Genomic DNA, 18,755 nt, shown 5'->3' with positions numbered 1-18,755 from the left:
ATTACATTCCTAAACGATCTTGGATATCGGATTTCAACACGTCCGCTTTAGGACCATAAATGGCTTGAACGCCTTTATTTTTCACGATTAGTCCAAGCGCACCAGCGGATTTCCATTGCTGTTCCGTTCCTACTTTTTCAGTTTCCTTAACCGTTATACGAAGACGAGTCATACAAGCATCAACGTCTTCAATGTTTCCTTGTCCGCCAAGGAGGCCGATGATCGTAGACGCAAGTGAATCGTCAGCTGGAGTACTGCCAGTTGTTGTCGATGCAGTTTTTTCAGGAGCTCCTTCTTCTTCAATGTAATTTCCTGCACGTCCTGGTGTCGGGAAGTTGAAGCGTTTAATCATGAAATTTGCTACCGCAAAGTTTAGGGCGAAGAAGAATAGACATGCAAGCACAAAGTATACAAGGTCAAGCCATAATCCTGCTTTGACGATCATTGGTGTACGAGTTAGTAATTCGATAATTCCAAATGAGTGAACGCGAATATGGACAATATCAACAATGGCAAAGGCAAGTCCAGTCATAACAGCATACACACCGTATAAAAGGGGAGCAACAAACATGAACATAAATTCGATAGGTTCCGTAACACCTGTTAAGAATACTGCTAAACCAGCAGAGAAGAACATTGATTTATATTTTAAACGCTTATCAGGGTCTACATTACGATACATTGCAAGAGCGATACCTAGCAAAGCTGCACAAGAAAGAATCATTTGACCAACTTTGAATCGAGCTGGCGTTACTTCTTTTAACAATTGCTTATAGCTTTCTGTGTCACCAGCAGCAAGGAAGTTGTTCAAGTCAGCAATCCATGCCAACCACAATGGATCTTGTCCTGCAACAGTTTGGCCAGCACTAGCACCTGTCAGAATTTTATAAGTTCCACCTAGTTCCGTATAGTTCATAGGAACCGTTAACATGTGATGCAATCCGAATGGAAGCAATAAACGTTCTAAAGCACCAAAAACGAATGGAGCAATAATAGGAGCCGTATCACGAGAAGAAGCAATCCAGCGACCGAAGTCGTTCAACAGGCCTTGGATGAAAGGCCAAACAATTGCCAGAATAATAGCGGTTACAACCGAGCCCGCAATAACCACGAACGGTACAAAACGCTTACCGTTGAAAAATGAAAGTGATTGTGGAAGTTTACTATAGTTGTAATATTTGTTGAAAAGGTTCGCCCCAAGGAAACCTGAGATAATACCAACGAAAACACCCATATTTAATGCTGGTGCACCTAAAATCGAAGTAAAGTAATCTTTAACTACTAGTTCACTACCAAATAATGAATTAACAGTTGCCGCAGGGTCTGCGAGCATAGCGCCATTGACACCAAAGATGGCACCTGTAATGCGGTTAATCAGGATAAATGCGATAAGAGCTGCGAAAGCTCCGCCTGCACGTTCTTTAGCCCAAGAACCACCAATGGCCACTGCAAATAATACATGTAGGTTGACGATAATACCCCAACCAATATCTTCAAGCACTCGGGCAACCGCTTGCACAAAAACGATGTCACCAGCACTCATACCAATTAACTTACCAAGAGAAATCATGATTCCTGCAGCGGGCATTACCGCCACGACAACAAGTAAAGCTTTGCCGAATTTTTGCCAGAAATCAAAAGATCCAAAACCTTTTAATTTACTCATCTTATGTAGCCTCCTAAAAAAATCATCTAAACTATGTATGTGAGTTTACCGGGTAAAGAAATGCAACCGGTTGCATCAACACGTTGTTTCTCCATTTTAGGCAATCCATCATTCTATGTAAATAGTTTTTTAAAAATAATTGTTTAGAATGAAAAAAATTTTCTCATTCAACTAAGTCTCAAGTCTTAGATAAAGTTAAATCTCAGGCATCATTTAAGAAGTGTGTAGGGGGGATACAATGAATTGTGTAAAACTGGTTTTGATTCCAAATTTTTCATAAAAAAAAAGGATTATTTCTCAATCGAGGTGAATAGTATTTTGTTTGGGGAATAAACAAGGGATGGGAGTAAAGATAAAATGATGAGATCCATAATTAGGTTCAGCATGAAAAATGCAGTGGCACTTTGTCTAATGATGTTGCTGATAATAGGAGGGGGACTATATTCATTAAAGGAAATCAATATTGAGAAATATCCAAATGTTGATATTCCATATGTGACAGTGGTGATTCCGTATCCTGGTGCATCACCTAAACAAGTGATGAAAGAAATCGGGGAACCAGTTGAACGTGAGCTAATGAATATTGAAGGTGTAAAGAATGTGTATACAGATGGTGTTGCCAATGTATCCTATTTGACAATGGAATTTGATTTGTCAGTAAGCATGGATGATGCGGAACAATTAGTAAGGTCCGCAGTCGATAAGGTGAATTTACCTGAAACGGCTGAAGATCCTGAAATCATCTTCCAAGGGCCTGAAGCTGATCCAACGATTTTCTCACTAGGCATCTATTCTAAAGAAAATACAGAAGAGGTACAAAAATTCGTTTCAGATAAAATCATTCCACAATTAGAAGTAATTGAGGGTGTAAGTAAAGTTGAGGTTGGTGGAGTTGAAGAAAAAACAGTTTCAATACGACTACTACCCGAGAAGTTGAAGGAAAAAGGATTAACTCTGGACGATGTGAAAGGTGCGATTACGGCAAACAATATGACGATTCCAACCGGAGATGTTGAATTGTCCAAAGAAATCCTGCCAGTGCGAGTAAGCAAGGAATTGCAATCCTTGAGCGATGTGAAAAATATTACTCTTTTTACACAAGGTGCACCAACTGCACAAGGAGTTCCAACACTTGAGGATATTAAACTGAGTGATATTGCTGAAGTTACATATGGCATAGAAAATGAAAGTAATTTTACGAGAATCAATGGGGAACCTGGAGTGCGTGTAGGTATAGTCGCTGAAGGAGGAGCGAATGCTGTTGCCATTGTAGAAAAAGTAAAAGAAGAAATCGACAGAGTTAAACTTCCAAAAGGCTATGAAGTAGAAACGCTAAGAGATCAATCAATTGAAATTAAAGACTCTGTATATGCCATGCTACGTGAAGCACTATTAGGTGCTGTGATGGCGGTTGTCGTAACGTTCCTATTTTTAAGAAATATGCGTTCGACAATCATTGCAATCATTTCGATTCCGCTTTCGATTTTTGCATCCTTTACTGTCATCAATATGTTAGGCTACACGCTCAATATTATGACTTTGGCAGGTATTGCTGTTGCCGTAGGGCGTGTTGTTGATGATAGTATTGTGGTAATAGAAAATGTGTTTAGAAGAGTAAGTGCTTCAAAAGAACGTAATGAAAAGCTTGTGGAGCAAGCAACGAGAGAAGTAGCTTCCGCTATTACTTCTTCAACAATTACAACAGTTGCAGTATTTTTACCGATGGCATTCGTACCAGGGATAATCGGAAAATTCTTCGCTCCCCTGGCATGGACAATTGTTATTTCACTGATCTTCTCTTTAATTGTTGCTGTAACTATTGTACCTTTAATGTCTCGCATGTTCTTGCTGAAAATTTCACCAAAAGAACATAAAGAGAATTTAATGCAAAAAAGCTATCGTTCAAGTTTAAAGTGGGTTTTAAGAAACAGGGTATTCACATTAGTTATGGCAGTTGTTCTACTTGCAGGTTCAATTGGATTCATCGCACCAAAACTTGGAACGACATTCCTTCCGCAGGAAAAAGTAACAAATTTTGATGTAAATATTTCAATGGAAAAAGGGACTTCACCAGAGGAAACAAGTGCTGTTGCAACAAAAGTAGAAGATATTCTCTTAGGTAAAAAAGAAGTGAAGCTTGTCAGTACAAGTGTCAGAGGTCAGGATGAGCATGCTTCCATCACATTTGACTTGAAAGAAAATGTTGAGGATACCGATGCATTCGTAGAAGACTTGCGCGCTGAATTTAAGGGGATCAATGAAGCAGAAGAAATTTCTGTAACTGGAGTTGGCAGCTTTGCGGGCGGTGCTCAATCACAATACGTGTTGGTCGTAAACGGTTCGGACTTTGAGGACATAAAGAAAGCTAGCGAAGAAATTGTTAGTAAAATCAAGAGAATCAAGGGTATGGCAGACGTATCATCTTCATTAGAGGGTGACGAGCCTGAAATTGAAATCGATTTGAATGAAACAAAGCTTGCTGAAAATGGATTAATGCCTGCGATGGTTGGAAAAAGTCTGCGAGATTTGATTAATGGTGATGTCGTTACAACGATGTCGATGGAAGATGAAAAAACAGATGTGAAACTCAGCCTGAAGATGGATGAAATATCGAACCTGGATAAATTAGGCGAGCAAGAGATCAATAATGTAATGGGCATGCCTGTTAAATTGAAAGACGTGGGAGAACTGAAACGTGTCAATAACAGGACCGTCATTACTCATTTAAATCAAAACGAATATGTCATGGTGTTTGGACAGATTACGGATTCGAAAGCAGGGGAAGTATCGAAGAAGGTAGATAAGGTGATTGCAGATATCGATCTTCCTGACACGGTAAATACTTACAAAGAAGGCGCATCTGCTGCCATGGAAGAGGGCTTTAAGAACATGGCCATTGCAATTGGTGTCAGCATTCTCCTCGTTTACATGGTAATGGTCATCGCGTTTGGTGAAGGGAAAGCTCCTTTTGTAATCTTGTTCGCCATTCCATTCTCGATTATTGGTGCGCTGATTGGTCTTTACATCGTAAAAGAACCAATTGGAATGCCAGCGATGATCGGGTTGCTGATGTTAAATGGAATCGTTGTAACAAACGCAATCGTATTACTAGATAAAGTTAAAAAGAATGAAAAGAAAGGCATGCCAAAGCACGAATCATTGGTTGAGGCTGGTGTTGTAAGGATAAGACCAATCTTGATGACTGCCATTGCAACAGTAGGAGCACTTGTACCTATGGCGATTTCAAGCCATGCAGGAATCGTTTCATCTTCATTGGCAGTAGTGGTAATAGGCGGTCTTTCCACATCTACATTGTTAACGCTATTTATTGTACCTGTTCTATATAGTTTGTTTAATCCTGTAAAGAAGTTGAAAAAAACAGTCATTGAAAATCAGACAAAAGCAGTTTAGTGATAAAAGGAAACAAAGGCATTCTTCTCTCTGCATGATTCTTGTCAAAATGGAAATATTAACTTCGATAAGGAATCTGAGGAGGAATTACGATGGATAACACAAATGAATTTGTTGCAAAGTTCAACGAAAATAAGAAGAAGCAAGAGAAAAACCAGAAACAAGGGAAAAATCATCCGGAAAAGCAGCTTCCTAATCAAAGTCATTAGACTCACGAAGTCACGAAGGCACCCGTCATGGGTGCTTTCTTTTTGGCTATGTTAAAGTACATGGTTGATTCCAAAGAAGCGTTCCTTGTACTTTGTGCTACCGCCTTTTCTTCGGGCGTGGGTTCTTTCGAGAAAGATCATCAGTGTCCTCGGAAAGCAAGGGACTAGCCCGGAAATCAAAAGGTTAGATTCACCGAGCATATTATTTGGGGAATTCGGCGGGGATTTCTCTAATTTCGTGATTTTTCTAAAAGCCGTATATGAACTTAGCGAATAAATTTTTGAAAACGTTGAGCACCATAAAAAAACAGGCGATAACATTTTTGAAAATGGCGATTACGTTCAAAAAACAGGAGTATAAAAATGGTCGCAAACCCCACAAGGGTATAATGTGATATTTTCATATCCACTTTAAAAGTGATAATTACGCCAAAATCTCCATATTTAAGCATGAAAATTTTCGTAGAAGAAGATTTTCTGTGCCATCTGCCAGTATTCCTGAAAAATAAAGGAAAATTAAAGTGAATTGTTGATTTTCTAAACTTTATTGGTTGGAGCGGAAGGCGCTTGACTCCTCGAAAAGCCTCTAGGCTCTTTTCGAAAACTTTGTTGTTATTGGAACAAGAAAAAGCCGGCTCTAGGGCTTTTTCATAATTCATACAGGAAAGCAAGCGACTGAGCGACAAGATTAACAGAGCCTAAACTTTATTAATTTTATAGTAGTGACGTTAACCCATTCCTTCCATTAAGAATAAACTTAAAGAGGAATGTGAGTGATGGGTGGGCTGACAATGGATGACCAAAATAAAGAGTTTGTGGGATCATGGATTCAAGCCATTGGCACAGTAACCGCTGCCGTTGGTGCAACTCCATTCAAACGTTTGAGTGAAGACTTCAGAGAGAATCTGAGCTTGTGGGGAAATCTACTTCAAGGTACAGGCAATGCTTTAGTCGCAGATAGTATCTCTGAGCCTACTCTCGATAAAAGAGGTAACCAAATACAATCGATTGGCAATACAACCGTTGTGGCTTCAATCATTATTGATTTTGATAGCAAGACAAAACAGGAATTAGAAATTAAGGGAAACTTGATGCAAGCACTAGGTGGAGGAGCATCCCTTGGAGAGGAATTGCAAAATCTTTCAGAAACGGGTTTAACATACGATATTGTAGGTAATTATCTACAAGTCATCGGAAATTCAATGCAAGCGATCGGTGGGAGGAAACAACTGAACAAAAGTGAAAAGTTATCCTACCGGGAAGTTAAATTCGATGGAGATAGCCTTCAGATAAACGGAAGTTGGATTCAAGCAGTGGGCTCGGTCATTGCTGCTCTCGGAGTTACGAAAGAAATTTTCAACCCGGAAAAGAATTCAGAAGATGAATGAAGGGTATTTTTAAGCAGAAGCGAAATATTAGATACAGTAAGCAATTGTCTGGGGGTGTTTAAGTGGAATTGGATGCTGTGCTTAATAAGTTGAAAAAGCATACTCCCTCGATTTTAGGAAGTAAGATGTATGCAAAATATGCCGTCCTCCTCCCATTAATTAAAAAGGAAGATGGGATTCATATTTTATTTGAGGTTAGATCCCAGTCTCTGAGAAGACAACCAGGAGAAATCTGTTTTCCTGGCGGAAGGATTGACCGTGAGGACCTTGATGAAGAAAAAGCCGCCATTCGTGAAACAAGTGAAGAACTTGGCATTGAAACAGATGAGATCACTGAGGTATATCCTTTGGACTACATGATTTCTCCTTTTGGAATGATTGTATACCCTTATGTAGGCCTTATTAGTAATTTTGAAAAAGTGAAACCGAATGCTGATGAAGTAGGAGAGGTATTTTCAATACCGCTCGCTTATTTTTTTGAAAATGAGCCTAAAATACATAAAGTCAATTTCAAAGTAGAGCCAGAGGCGGATTTCCCTTTCGACCTAGTCGTTGGTGGTGAGAACTATAATTGGCGGACAAGGAAAGTCGATGAATATTTTTATGTATATGAAAAAAGAGTAGTATGGGGACTAACCGCAAGAATTGTTGCACATTTCATTGAGATGCTAAAGGGAGAATAGCGGGCTTTTTCATAATTCGTCACGTGGAAAGCGAGAACCCTGTAGCGGAAATCAACTACCACTTTCTATTTGTTATATAGCAACAAAGTTTACGAAAACAGCCATAACATAAAACGATAAAGCTTTTTGCTCAACACTTAGCAATAAATTATGTTATAGTAATATTTAAAAAATTCTTGGAACTGTTTCTGTAGGGAAGGTGACACGATGCAAACAAATGTCAAAACAAACGACAGTGGTCAACCATTAAGACGCGATGTAAAAATGCTTGGAAATATGTTAGGGGATATACTTGTATTTCATGGTGGAATCGAACTTTTTGACAGAGTGGAAAAAATACGTGAAATGTGTAAAAATCTTCGGAATCAAAATGAAGAGACTACATATAAACGCTTAAAAGATGAAATTGCTGGTTTGAGCCCAGAAATGAGAAAAGACGTCATTCGGGCATTTTCAACTTACTTTCACTTAATTAATGCGGCTGAACAAAATCATCGAATTAGAAGACGTAGAGAATATCTGCTTCAAGCTGAGGGGAATGTACAGCCGGGTTCCATCGAGAGCGCCATTGTATCTTTACAAGATAATCATGTGAGTTCTGATATCATTCAAAACGTTCTGAATACCCTTTCCCTTGAACTAATTATAACGGCTCATCCAACGGAGGCGACAAAGCGATCCATCTTGGAAATTCAAAAGAGAATCGCAACGATTTTAAAAGACTTGGACAATCCGATGATTCCTCAGAAGGAGCGTAAAAAACTTCAGGAAAGTCTTTTTAATGAAGTGACGGCCCTTTGGCAAACTGATGAGTTAAGGCATAATAAGCCGACTGTGCTTGATGAAGTACGTAACGGCTTATATTATTTTGATCAAACTTTATTTGATGTCCTTCCAGATATCCATCAGGATGTGGAAGATTCACTAAATGCTCATTATCCGGATTCGAAATGGACGGTTCCACAATTTTTACGCTTCGGTTCTTGGATAGGTGGGGATCGTGACGGAAATCCAAATGTGACTCCTGAGGTAACCTGGGAAACATTAAACAAGCAACGAAGACTTGTTTTGAAAAAATATAAAGCGGTTTTAGTAGAGTTGATGAAACGTTTCAGCCATTCGACTCAACGTGTAACCGTTGGTGAAGAATTTACAGGTACATTAGAATTCGAAGAACAACAATACTTGGCAGAAGAACAGCGCTGGACGGTTGAATCCGAAGTATATCGCCGCAAATTCGCAATTATCATCGAAAGATTGAAACAGGTAGGAAAATCAGACATTGGATATGGCTCGGTAGATGAATTCTTAAATGATTTACTTCTCATTCAACAAAGTATTTATGGTCATCATCCAGCTAACCATGATTTGAAACTACTGCAAAAATTAATTAGACAGGTAAAATTATTTGGGTTCCATCTAGCTACACTTGATATCCGCAACCATAGTGGTGAACATGAAGCTGCAATCGCAGAAATCCTACAAAAAGTAGGTGTCAGCGAAAATTATGCACAACTTTCTGAAGAGGAAAAATTAGAACTTTTGCAAACATTGCTTATGGATCCACGTCCGATCCTATTGATGCACGAAAATTACTCGCAGGAAACACGCGAAGTATTTAAGGTATTTCAGATGATCCGAAAAGCACATAAAGAATTCGGTAAAAGCTCCATTTATGTATATCTTGTGAGCATGACTCAATCATCTAGCGACCTGTTGGAAGTTTTACTTCTTGCTAAGGAAGCGGGATTGTATCGTTTACATGCGAACGGGACCGTGGAAACGGACTTGAATGTGGCTCCGTTACTGGAAACGATTGACGATTTAACAGCTGGTCCGAAGATAATGGAGACGCTGTTCAATATGCCAGTTTACCGAAAGCATTTACAAAAGCTCGGTGACCATCAGGAAATCATGCTCGGATATTCAGATGGTAGTAAAGATGGAGGAACGCTGACGGCGAACTGGAAACTTTACAATGCCCAGCTTGAAATCCATAAGATGGCTAAAAAATATGACGTTAGCTTGAAGTTTTTCCACGGTCGAGGCGGATCTTTAGGCCGAGGTGGCGGTACATTACAACGGAGTCTATTGTCACAGCCTGCAGAGACATTAGGTGACGGCGTTAAGATAACAGAACAGGGTGAAGTGCTGTCATCCAGATACTTGCTTGAAGAGATTGCTTATCGTAGTTTGGAACAAGCGACATCTACATTACTCAAGGCAGCTGCCAATGTCTTGAAGGAATCTGAACAGGGTCATATTCGTGATCCTCGTTGGGTAAGCGCGATGGAAGAAATGTCAGACGTATCATTGGCGACTTATCAAGCGTTAGTTTTCAATGATCCAGACTTTTTGACTTACTTCACACAAGCCACTCCATTAAAAGAGCTTGGGAGATTGAATATCGGTTCTCGACCAATGAGTCGTAAGAATAGTGATAAATTTGAAAATCTGCGCGCTATACCTTGGGTATTCGCATGGACACAAAGTCGCCAGTTGTTCCCTGCTTGGTATGCTGCCGGGGCAGGATTAGAAAGCTTTGCGGCGAAAAGTGAAGACAACTTACAAATGCTACAAGAAATGTACGAACAATGGCCATTCTTCCGCTCCACCATCGATAATCTGCAAATGGCTCTCATGAAGGCAGATATCACAACTGCGAAGGAGTATGCAGCACTAGTTGAAGATGAAAAAATTGGTACCCGAATCTTTCAAAAAATTGTAGAGGAGTATGACCGGACAAAAGAAGTTCTCCTCAAAATCACTGGTGATGATGAGCTATTGGATCACACACCAAACATAAAGGATTCTGTCTTCCGTAGAAACCCATATGTCGATCCTCTCAACTTCATTCAAGTAGAAATGATTAAAGAATTGCGTGCAATGGAAGAACCAGATGAAGAACTTGTGACACAAGTGCTGCTGACAATCAGTGGTATTGCAGCAGGTTTAAGAAATACAGGTTGATTTTTGAATACAAGTCCTCTCCGTTTTATTCATGGAGAGGGCTTTTTGTATGGGGAAGAACGGTGAAAGTTTCTAAACGGGAATAAAAGGACGTTATCGGGAAAAAGATTGTTTGGTAAGGGAATAAATCTAATATGACGGGAAAAAATCCTTCCACCAAGGGAATAAATCTCGAGAAACGGGAAATTAACAATTCACTTAGGCAAACTCTATATTTACACGCGTTCAACAAAGGATAAGAAAGCAATCGTATAGAATTTGTTAATAGTCTAAATAGACAAGTATGATCCCTGTTAGTGGTTTACTGTTCATTACGAGGAAAAAGCTGATAAAATAAACGGTGAAATTTCCTTTCTGTGGACGGCGAGTGGAGTGGGAACAATTGTTGATTTTGTACCTGAAGAAGTTGATGGTGCAACATTGGTCAAGGTGTACGAAAGTGGTTGGGAAAGTGATCATGAAGGTATCTATCGTTATGGACAACAAATTCAAGGTTGGGTGGATATGTTGAATTGTATGAAAGCATACCATTTGTTTGGAATCAATTTAAGGTCGGGAAAATCCTTGGCAAAAGATAAGAAAAACATTCCATCTTGAGTCCCTTAAAAGAGCATACAGTTTAACTGCAAAAATATCGAAATAGAGTCTGATGAATCAGGCTCTTTATTATTGATATATCGAATAGAAAGTTGCGTTAACAACAAGGAGACTCTTGTATCACGTACCGGAAAGCTAGGATTTGAAGTAGAATTCTACAGTCAAGTTTTACCTAAACATAAAATAAAATGTACTTCTAACCAACAAAAATTATGAGGGAGATTTTGTATTGAGCGAAATAGATAAAAGAAATCAATTAAGTTCTGAACCATTTACTTATCAAATTACGAAAAAAGGAACTGTAATGATCTCGTATGAAGGTAAACAAATCAAAATTGTAAAGGATAAGGAAGCTGAACGTCTAATAGCTAGAATCACAGAAGTTGAAGATGAGAAAACAGAAGTACAGTTATTGTTAGCTAAAATAACGGGCAACTTTAAACGAGGTAACGAGAAACTTGGTAAAAATAAAAAACAATAACATTCGTATTTCCAGAAAACCATTAATCTTACAATTTTATCATCTAATGACTATGTAATGATGTCTCGAAAAAATGAGCTATGCTTATTTTGGTATTGGGGATATAGAATTTTTTGCAGAACCTGGTTATCCATAAAAAATAGGATATTAATTTAGAAAAATAGAAAATAACGTGCTAATTATATAGAATATTCTGTAAAATAAAGATAGATAGATTATGGGGAGAAAGTGGGTGTAACATGGATGGTTTTCGTTATCAAGATTACGATGCACTCGGTTTGGCGGAGTTGATTGCTTCAAAAGAAGTCTCAAAGGAAGAAGTACTAGAAAGTGCAATCACGCGAATAGACAAGTTGAATCCTTCTTTAAATGCAGTTATTAACAAAATGTATGACAGTGCAAGAAATAGCTTGAAAACGAACGAGAAGGGAAGTCTTTCTGGAGTTCCTATATTACTAAAAGATATCACACAAGAAATCAAAGGCGAACCTTTGTCTGCGGGATCGAAAGCATTGCTTACATATAGAGCACCCGAAGACTCGCTTTTAGTGGCAAAGATGAGACAAACAGGCGTGGTGTTTTTAGGGCAGACGAACGTACCTGAGTTGGCACTGATGGGGATAACGGAGCCTGCACATTATGGTCCATCAAGGAATCCTTGGAATATCAAACATACCCCTGGTGGTTCAAGTGGAGGTTCAGCAGCGGCAGTCGCTTCTGGCATGGTTCCCATGGCTGGTGCAAATGATGGAGGAGGATCGATTCGAATCCCTGCTGGCTTTTGTGGTCTATTTGGTCTGAAGCCTTCTAGAGGGAGAATGCCAGTGGGCGGAAGATTTGGTCGGCAAATGCAAGGGGCATCTCAAGATCTGGTGTTATCGAGATCGGTTCGGGATAGTGCCTTTATGCTAGATACCCTAAAAGGATTCGAGAAAGGTGCTGCCTTCCATGCTCCACCAATAGATACTAACTACATGGAATGTGTCACAAAAGAAATAAGAAAACCTCTTCGCATAGCCTATTCTGTCAAATCACCAATTGGGACCGAAGTCCATGCCGACTGTAAAGAAGCGGTTTTGTTGGCTGCAAAACTATTGGAAAATATGGGTTTTGATGTCGAAGAGAAAGATGCACCTGTGGATGGGAAGAAGATAGCAAACAGTTTTATGACGATGTACTTTGGTGAAGTGGCAGCCATGTTGGTAGAAATGGAACAGGTTCTAGGACGGAAGGCAGGTTACCACGACGTAGAACAAACAACATGGATCCTAGGAATGATAGGTAAGGCGACATCTGCAGAAGAATGGGTTATAGCCATGCGTGAATGGGACAAAGCAGCATATGCAATGGAGTCTTTCCATGAAATATACGATTTTTATATCACACCAACTACAGCATTTCCAGCTTCAAGCATTGGTGAACTAGATCCTTCACCATTCGAAAAATTGATGCTAGGTGTCTTTGGTAAGCTTCGGATGGGTGGATTCATCAAGAAAGCAGGACTAGTGGATCAGTTAGTAGAAAAGAGTTTGATGAGAACGCCCTTTACACAACTGGCTAATTTAACTGGTCAGCCTGCGATGTCTGTACCCTTGCATGAAACAAAAGATGGACTGCCTGTGGGAGTTCAATTCGTTGCTGCAATGGGGAGGGAAGACCTTCTCTATCAAATGGCTGGTATGCTAGAGCAAAGCGATCAATGGAAAGATGTGAAGAAGAATCCGCTTTTTTATGCGTAACAGATTGTGAAGAAAGATTTTATAGGGAAATAATTAGTAATAATGGTTTCTGTATACCAATTTCATTGATAAAATAAAAAGAAGAAGGAGAAAATTCTCCTTCTTCTATTTGTAAAATACTTTGTCGATATTGTATTTAGCTTTTAAGTGATTGATGATGTAAGTTTCGTATATTTCTCTTTCAGTTGGATCTTCGACAACAATTACAGCGATTTTGTAAACTTCATCACGATGCATCTTGATGGGTGAAACTGTATCTTCAAAATGTCTTTTTACGCGCGGACGAAGCTTTCTAGCTTTTCCGACGAACATTAATTCATCGTTAGCATTGAAAAATAAAATAATGCCGCCTTTGTCACGAGGAATACGGTGGTATTCAGTAAATCCGAAAGAGCTGCTAATGACAGCCTCTACAGGCTCTCCTAATTGCTTTTTCTTCGTAATGACGATATCTGGACTTGGTATTTCAATCTTAATCATAAATAGTATCGCTCCCTAATTTCGGTAAATCACTCACTTTGTTGTAGTGATAATCCATTATAGCACAACTAAGGTGCCAGGCAACTGAGGTTCGTGGCACCTTCAAAAAAGGAGGAAATAAGAATGGATGAAAAGCAGGTTTGGAAATGGATATTGGAAAAGTTTTCTGATGAGAGTATCGCAGAGTTGGGTCGTGTATCGGGTATTAAAGTGCCGGGATTTCGCCAAATTAGTGTCCAACATAACTTTAAAATACTAAGGCCGAGACTCATTTCCGCACTCGTTAACTCAAAGAATATGAGTACATTAAAGGACTATTATGATCCCTTTTCAGATGAAGCTGATGAACTGAAGGGATATAGAGATAAATCTGTAGAGGAGTTACTTACTCTTGTTGAAACGGAAATAAAGCCTTCTGCACTTATTCTCATTTTACTATCAGGAGAACATGCGGAACATATAGACAAAGCAATTGAAATCTACTCCCATCTAAGTAATGAAGGAACTCTTGATGTGCTTGAGAAAAAATACGAAGAAAATGAGGGGGAAGGGGTAAAATCCTTTGAAGAAGATTCATCGACCATTCTTGAAACGAAAAATCTCAAAGCCGCACAAACTCAAATGAAGAGTCTTGAAAAAAAGTTAAAAAAAGCTGAGCAAAAAAATGAGAGTATGAAAGCCACTAGCTTGCAGGATAAAGAAACGAATGAAAAGCTAAAAAAACAGTGGAAAGAAGAGAAAAAGACGCTAAATCTCGAACTCCACCAACTAAAAACCGAAAATGGTAAACTGGCGGCCGAAACGTCAGCTTTAAATAAAGAGAAACAATCCTTCTTGTCTGAAAAAGAGAGTTTGAAGAAAACAAAAGAAACGCTACAACTTGAAAATACCTCATTAAAAAATGAGGTCGAACAGTTGAAAAACACGCTGAAAGAGAAAGATGCAGAAATATCACGACTTCACGCTTTGTGTCTTCATTTAAGAAAAGCTGGAAATCAGCCGTTGGAAGAACAAAATGATGAAATGAAGTCCCAATCAAAAACGAAAATTCATAGTGGTAAAACAAAAATTGCCATTGTGGGTAATCCGAAAAATACCAAAGTAAATCAAAATGGTGACTATGATTTGGTTATCGTTGATGCAAACGAGGTGGAGAATCAAATCCATACTGGATTGTTTGAACAAACAGAACAGATCTGGTTGCTCACATATAGGACGCCAATCAAAGCACAAAGGAGAATAAAGAGTGCTTATAGCGATAAAACACTTCGCGAATTTGCTACATTCGTAGATTTAGAGAATTTTATGTTGAAAGGATAGGATCGATTTGAGCACAAAGAACTGGAACATAGATTTGATCGGTGTGTTGCCGACAGATGAATACGTCATAAAAACGATCGACAAAGAATCGATTTATCCAAACAGCCAAAATATCATGCAATTTTCCGTTAAAATCGTTTCTCAAACACCAAAAAGTTTTCCTGACGTTAAGCTTGTTACTTGTTACGGAACCGATTTGGCAAAATGGGGATTTGAAGATGATATAGAAGCAACAAGACAGGAACGAAGCAAAGCTCTGAGAGACTTCCTAGGTGACAACCTTATTGTGTTCAAACCCCAGAGGAAGATGCTTTACGATCATAGTGAAGTATACTCGGGTAGTGAATTGCGGTTATTGCAAAAATCCGAAAGTTTTGATGGGAGAGATTTGATTCCGCTTCCGATTTTCAGTAATGAAGTCCATGGTCTTCAATTTAGCGACTTTGTAAAAAAGCTACAATCGAAAAAGCCGGTAGGACGCATTGATAATATTGCAAATGAAGTAAATGATACGCCAGAATATGTCATTTGGAAAGATGCTGAATACGAATTTACAGTACTTGGTGAATTCAGCCGTCATCATTACGCACACGGTGGATTTAGTTTCAGTACTAGAAAGAAGCTTAAAGCGGCCCATTTCAAAGATGAGTGGATCGATGACTGTTACGAAAAGGACAATATCTTATACGTAACGAGGGAGATTTACTCTTATTTGTCAGGTATGATTTCTGCTGCAGATTCGTTAGACCTCTTTATGGAGATTCAAGAAAAATCAGTTCAAGTAAGAAGATTGGCAAGTGAAGAAGCTGCTGTGGCGGTACTCGAAAAAACCATCGTCAAGCCTAAGCCAAGAGTGACGAATATGGGGTCTCTTGAGGATGTTTCAGAAGAAATGCTTATGCAACGCTTTTATGAAAGTACACAGGACCTAGGGCTCGTTTATGACCAAAGAGATCTATATAATTTCCACACTGCGATGAAGTCTTCGAATCTAGTCATTTTAGCTGGTATGAGTGGTACGGGAAAATCGAAACTCGTACAGGCATATGGTAAGGCACTAGGATTGGGTAAACAGTTGGCTTTTGTTGCAGTAAGGCCTTCCTGGACGGATGATGGTGATTTACTAGGATATGCAGACACGATGAACAAGCTGTATCGACAAGGTGATTCCGGTCTCGTAAATATTCTTTTAAGAGCTAATGACAATCAGGATAAAATGTATGTCATTTGTTTCGACGAAATGAATTTAGCGAGAGTGGAACATTATTTTTCTCAGTTTCTGTCCGTACTTGAAATGGAACAAGGACCTAAAAAAGCCATTCGCTTATATAATGAAGAACTTACAAGCTTTTTAGACAACTCAGAACAATATCCACCGTCCATTCCTATTGGTGATAATGTTATATTTGTCGGTACCGTCAATCTAGATGAGTCCACATATCATTTTTCAGACAAAGTTTTGGACCGTGCAAATGTCATCAGCTTAAAAGTTATGCCATTTACGAAATTAAGGCAGCTACCCGCTACAGACAACGGACAGGATCAAACTGAAACGACAGATGATCAAATTTCCTTTGAACTATTTGAAAGTCTTAGAAGAGGAAAAGGTGAAATTGAGTTGTCTGAAGGGGAGTTAAGCTTACTTTGGGACATTCATATGGAACTTCAGCAAGTCAGCCAGAATCTTGGTGCTGGACCACGAATCGTCAGACAAATTGATAAGTACCTAAAGAATCTCCCTGAAAACGATTTTCTATCTCGCAAGGATGCTTTAGATCTGCAATTGGTCCAACGAATCCTTACAAAAGTAAGAGGATCTGAGGAACAGTTAAGAAGATTAATAGGCATGTACGAAGATGGTAGAGATTTTGTATACGAAAGTAGACTTGCTGACATTCTTGACCGCTATGCTAGCTTATCCGAATTTAAAGAAACGCGTAAAGTTCTTCTTCATAAGGCGAAAGAGTTGAGAATCAATGGTTACACAGTCTGATTTTGAAATCGGTTTTATACAGAAAAGGCAAGGGCAGGATTATGTTTTTCCGATTAAGAATTTTTTTGACAATGAAGCTGAATTTTATGAAAAGATGGAAGACAAGCATACGGAGATAATCGAAAACTTTGAAACGTCTCTGACTTTTTATTCGCATATTCCTGAATTGAGATTGTATTTTGATGCCATCGAGGTTCTGCCTGAACAGACAATGAAGATGGATGAACGTGGAGAGTCATACTTGGAACCGTCACTTGAAGCATTGACTCTCTTTTCCACTACACAAGAATGTTATCCTTTAATCCCTGGGTTTTATCGTTTGATGGTCATCTTAGGAAACAAAACATGGTATAGCTGGGTCAAAATATCTCCCAAGCAAATGTTGGACACCCAATTAGAAATCATGAAGAATGAGGTAGAGCAGGAATTACGAGGTCTTGCACAAGATCTATTGATGAAAAAAACAGGAATGGGCTCTAGTGGACAGGCTATTCCGCAAAGTATGCTAGAGCAGTTCGCCACAATGAGAGAACGCTTTCCTTCCGTAATGGCTGCTCTGACAGATTTATTTCGGAAGGTTAACTATAGGATTACAAAGGAATATGTACTAGTACCAGCTGGCAAATCGAGAAATATGGATGGGAAATCGTTACAGCAGAGACTGATGAATCCAGGAAACCATCATAAGGTGAAGTCTCCTGAATGTACTCTGATTTATGACTTGCCAGAAAATCGTTTTGTAAAAAAAATCATCAGTAGCGTATCACAAAAGTTGTCTATTTTTATAGAAGCGGTTGACCGTTTAAATAGAGAGCTATTAACGGAAAAATCGAAAGGAATCTTTCGTTCGGAACTAGAAAAAAGACGAACCCTTTCAGAATTAGAAAATTTAGCTGAGATGGCCAAGAAAATGCGCGGTGCATTCTATTGGATAAAGACTGCTCCTTGGTATGACCAAGTAAAAGAGCATTCGGCTACTAACACATCCATTCCACATGTCATGCATAGTGATTCACGATATCGAGCTTTATTTCAGCTTTATCGTGAGCTTGAAAACGAAGAGAAAAATCAGAAGTTGGAACACTCTTATGCTTATCAGTGGAAACGAACAGACAAATTGTATGAAATATGGGGATTCATCAAATTCATAAAGTTGCTTTCCAATGATGAACACGGCTTTACCCCAGTCAGAGGATGGATCTTTGATGATCAGCCATCAAGTAGTAGTTCTTTAACTAGGTCCTTGCCTACTGGTACTTCGATTGAGTTCATCAAAGAAGATTGGAAACTTCAACTCGTTTATGAAGAACTACTTCCTACAAAAAGCGATGCATCGAATAGAATGAAACCTTTGTTCACGAGAGGTACAAATACATGTCCGGATACAAGGCTGGATGTATACAAAAAAGAGGTCTATGTTGGTAGCTTAATTATTGATTTTAAGTACCGTCCATTAAGATATATATGGGATCAGAACCTCTTCTTGACGAATCAGCCGCATAAGACAATGCGACAGCTTATCAGTTATGCTGACCATCTCCATTCTCGATATTTGTTCGGGGGAGATAATGAAGACCATCCGTTAATTCGTTTCATTAATCCTGTCCAAGAGGTTTGGGCGCTATTCCCGGCTCGCGCTTCAACTGCTCATATTATCTATGATAAGGATCACAAAGTGCGTCTGCTCGAATTTACTCCGGGCTTTGATCAATCACATGTAAGCATTGAGTTGAAGAAAGTATTAGATGGACTAATAGAACGAGCTGATAAGGTTAGGAAGATGTTTTGAAGTGAATATCTAAAAGGACACTCAGCCTT

13 protein-coding genes are annotated in these 18,755 nt (G+C 39.0%); 11 read left to right on the top strand and 2 right to left on the bottom strand.

What is annotated here, in order from left to right; genetic code table 11:
- Position 1: 1 nt before the first annotated feature.
- Entirely contained in the window at positions 2 to 1,666 is a 1,665-nt protein-coding gene (locus BMZ31_RS00325) for a PTS transporter subunit IIBC (protein WP_090829737.1), read from the bottom strand.
- 357 nt (positions 1,667 to 2,023) lie between these two features.
- Here BMZ31_RS00325 and BMZ31_RS00320 point away from each other — a divergent pair, with 357 nt between their 5' ends.
- From BMZ31_RS00320 to BMZ31_RS00285, 8 genes are all read left to right on the top strand, one after another.
- Positions 2,024 to 5,077 (top strand): efflux RND transporter permease subunit, encoded by a 3,054-nt coding sequence (locus BMZ31_RS00320; protein WP_090829736.1) that lies wholly within the window; start codon positions 2,024 to 2,026, stop codon positions 5,075 to 5,077.
- A 92-nt stretch (positions 5,078 to 5,169) separates the two neighbouring features.
- Entirely contained in the window at positions 5,170 to 5,286 is a 117-nt protein-coding gene (locus BMZ31_RS00315) for a DUF4023 family protein (protein ID WP_090829735.1), read from the top strand.
- Between the two features lie 791 nt (positions 5,287 to 6,077).
- A complete protein-coding gene (locus tag BMZ31_RS00310) occupies positions 6,078 to 6,674 on the top strand; it encodes a DUF6944 family repetitive protein (RefSeq protein ID WP_090830644.1) in 597 nt (198 codons plus the stop codon).
- Between the two features lie 62 nt (positions 6,675 to 6,736).
- Positions 6,737 to 7,357, top strand: a complete 621-nt coding sequence (locus BMZ31_RS00305; RefSeq protein ID WP_090829734.1) for an NUDIX hydrolase — start codon at positions 6,737 to 6,739, stop codon at positions 7,355 to 7,357.
- Between the two features lie 207 nt (positions 7,358 to 7,564).
- A complete protein-coding gene (gene ppc / locus BMZ31_RS00300) occupies positions 7,565 to 10,327 on the top strand; it encodes a phosphoenolpyruvate carboxylase (RefSeq protein WP_090829733.1) in 2,763 nt (920 codons plus the stop codon).
- Between the two features lie 372 nt (positions 10,328 to 10,699).
- On the top strand, positions 10,700 to 10,924 hold the full coding sequence (locus BMZ31_RS00295) for an SRPBCC family protein (protein WP_090829732.1): 225 nt from the start codon (positions 10,700 to 10,702) through the stop codon (positions 10,922 to 10,924).
- Between the two features lie 229 nt (positions 10,925 to 11,153).
- Complete coding sequence (locus tag BMZ31_RS00290) at positions 11,154 to 11,405, top strand: hypothetical protein (protein ID WP_090829731.1); 252 nt, start codon at positions 11,154 to 11,156, stop codon at positions 11,403 to 11,405.
- A gap of 239 nt (positions 11,406 to 11,644) precedes the next feature.
- A complete protein-coding gene (locus tag BMZ31_RS00285; RefSeq protein ID WP_090829730.1) occupies positions 11,645 to 13,144 on the top strand; it encodes an amidase in 1,500 nt (499 codons plus the stop codon).
- Positions 13,145 to 13,249: 105 nt separating this feature from the next.
- Here BMZ31_RS00285 and BMZ31_RS00280 read toward each other — a convergent pair whose 3' ends face one another.
- On the bottom strand, positions 13,250 to 13,624 hold the full coding sequence (locus BMZ31_RS00280; RefSeq protein WP_090829729.1) for a nucleotide excision repair endonuclease: 375 nt from the start codon (positions 13,622 to 13,624) through the stop codon (positions 13,250 to 13,252).
- 123 nt (positions 13,625 to 13,747) lie between these two features.
- On the opposite strand from BMZ31_RS00280, the gene BMZ31_RS00275 reads away from it, so the two are divergent.
- The 3 genes from BMZ31_RS00275 to BMZ31_RS00265 are packed head-to-tail and all read left to right on the top strand — an operon-like array spanning position 13,748 to position 18,726.
- A complete protein-coding gene (locus tag BMZ31_RS00275) occupies positions 13,748 to 14,944 on the top strand; it encodes a coiled-coil domain-containing protein (RefSeq protein ID WP_090829728.1) in 1,197 nt (398 codons plus the stop codon).
- 7 nt (positions 14,945 to 14,951) lie between these two features.
- Positions 14,952 to 16,937, top strand: coding sequence for an McrB family protein (locus tag BMZ31_RS00270; protein WP_254778530.1), 1,986 nt, complete (start codon positions 14,952 to 14,954; stop codon positions 16,935 to 16,937).
- Entirely contained in the window at positions 16,921 to 18,726 is a 1,806-nt protein-coding gene (locus BMZ31_RS00265) for a DUF2357 domain-containing protein (RefSeq protein WP_090829727.1), read from the top strand. Before BMZ31_RS00270 ends, BMZ31_RS00265 begins: the two co-directional genes overlap by 17 nt.
- Positions 18,727 to 18,755: the final 29 nt, after the last annotated feature.

It is taken from the genome of Bacillus sp. cl95, assembly GCF_900115925.1.
Lineage (GTDB): Bacteria > Bacillota > Bacilli > Bacillales > Cytobacillaceae > Neobacillus_A.
Note: the sequence above shows the minus strand (reverse complement) of the source record. Positions and strands in the feature narration are given on the sequence as shown.

What these genes read in the sequence shown, in the direction of transcription:
- BMZ31_RS00325 (WP_090829737.1), bottom strand. Translation starts at nt 1,666, where the DNA reads ATGAGTAAATTAAAAGGTTTTGGATCTTTTGATTTCTGGCAAAAATTC.
- BMZ31_RS00320 (WP_090829736.1), top strand. Translation starts at nt 2,024, where the DNA reads ATGATGAGATCCATAATTAGGTTCAGCATGAAAAATGCAGTGGCACTT.
- BMZ31_RS00315 (WP_090829735.1), top strand. Translation starts at nt 5,170, where the DNA reads ATGGATAACACAAATGAATTTGTTGCAAAGTTCAACGAAAATAAGAAG.
- BMZ31_RS00310 (WP_090830644.1), top strand. Translation starts at nt 6,078, where the DNA reads ATGGATGACCAAAATAAAGAGTTTGTGGGATCATGGATTCAAGCCATT.
- ppc (WP_090829733.1), top strand. Translation starts at nt 7,565, where the DNA reads ATGCAAACAAATGTCAAAACAAACGACAGTGGTCAACCATTAAGACGC.
- BMZ31_RS00285 (WP_090829730.1), top strand. Translation starts at nt 11,645, where the DNA reads ATGGATGGTTTTCGTTATCAAGATTACGATGCACTCGGTTTGGCGGAG.
- BMZ31_RS00280 (WP_090829729.1), bottom strand. Translation starts at nt 13,624, where the DNA reads ATGATTAAGATTGAAATACCAAGTCCAGATATCGTCATTACGAAGAAA.
- BMZ31_RS00275 (WP_090829728.1), top strand. Translation starts at nt 13,748, where the DNA reads ATGGATGAAAAGCAGGTTTGGAAATGGATATTGGAAAAGTTTTCTGAT.
- BMZ31_RS00265 (WP_090829727.1), top strand. Translation starts at nt 16,921, where the DNA reads ATGGTTACACAGTCTGATTTTGAAATCGGTTTTATACAGAAAAGGCAA.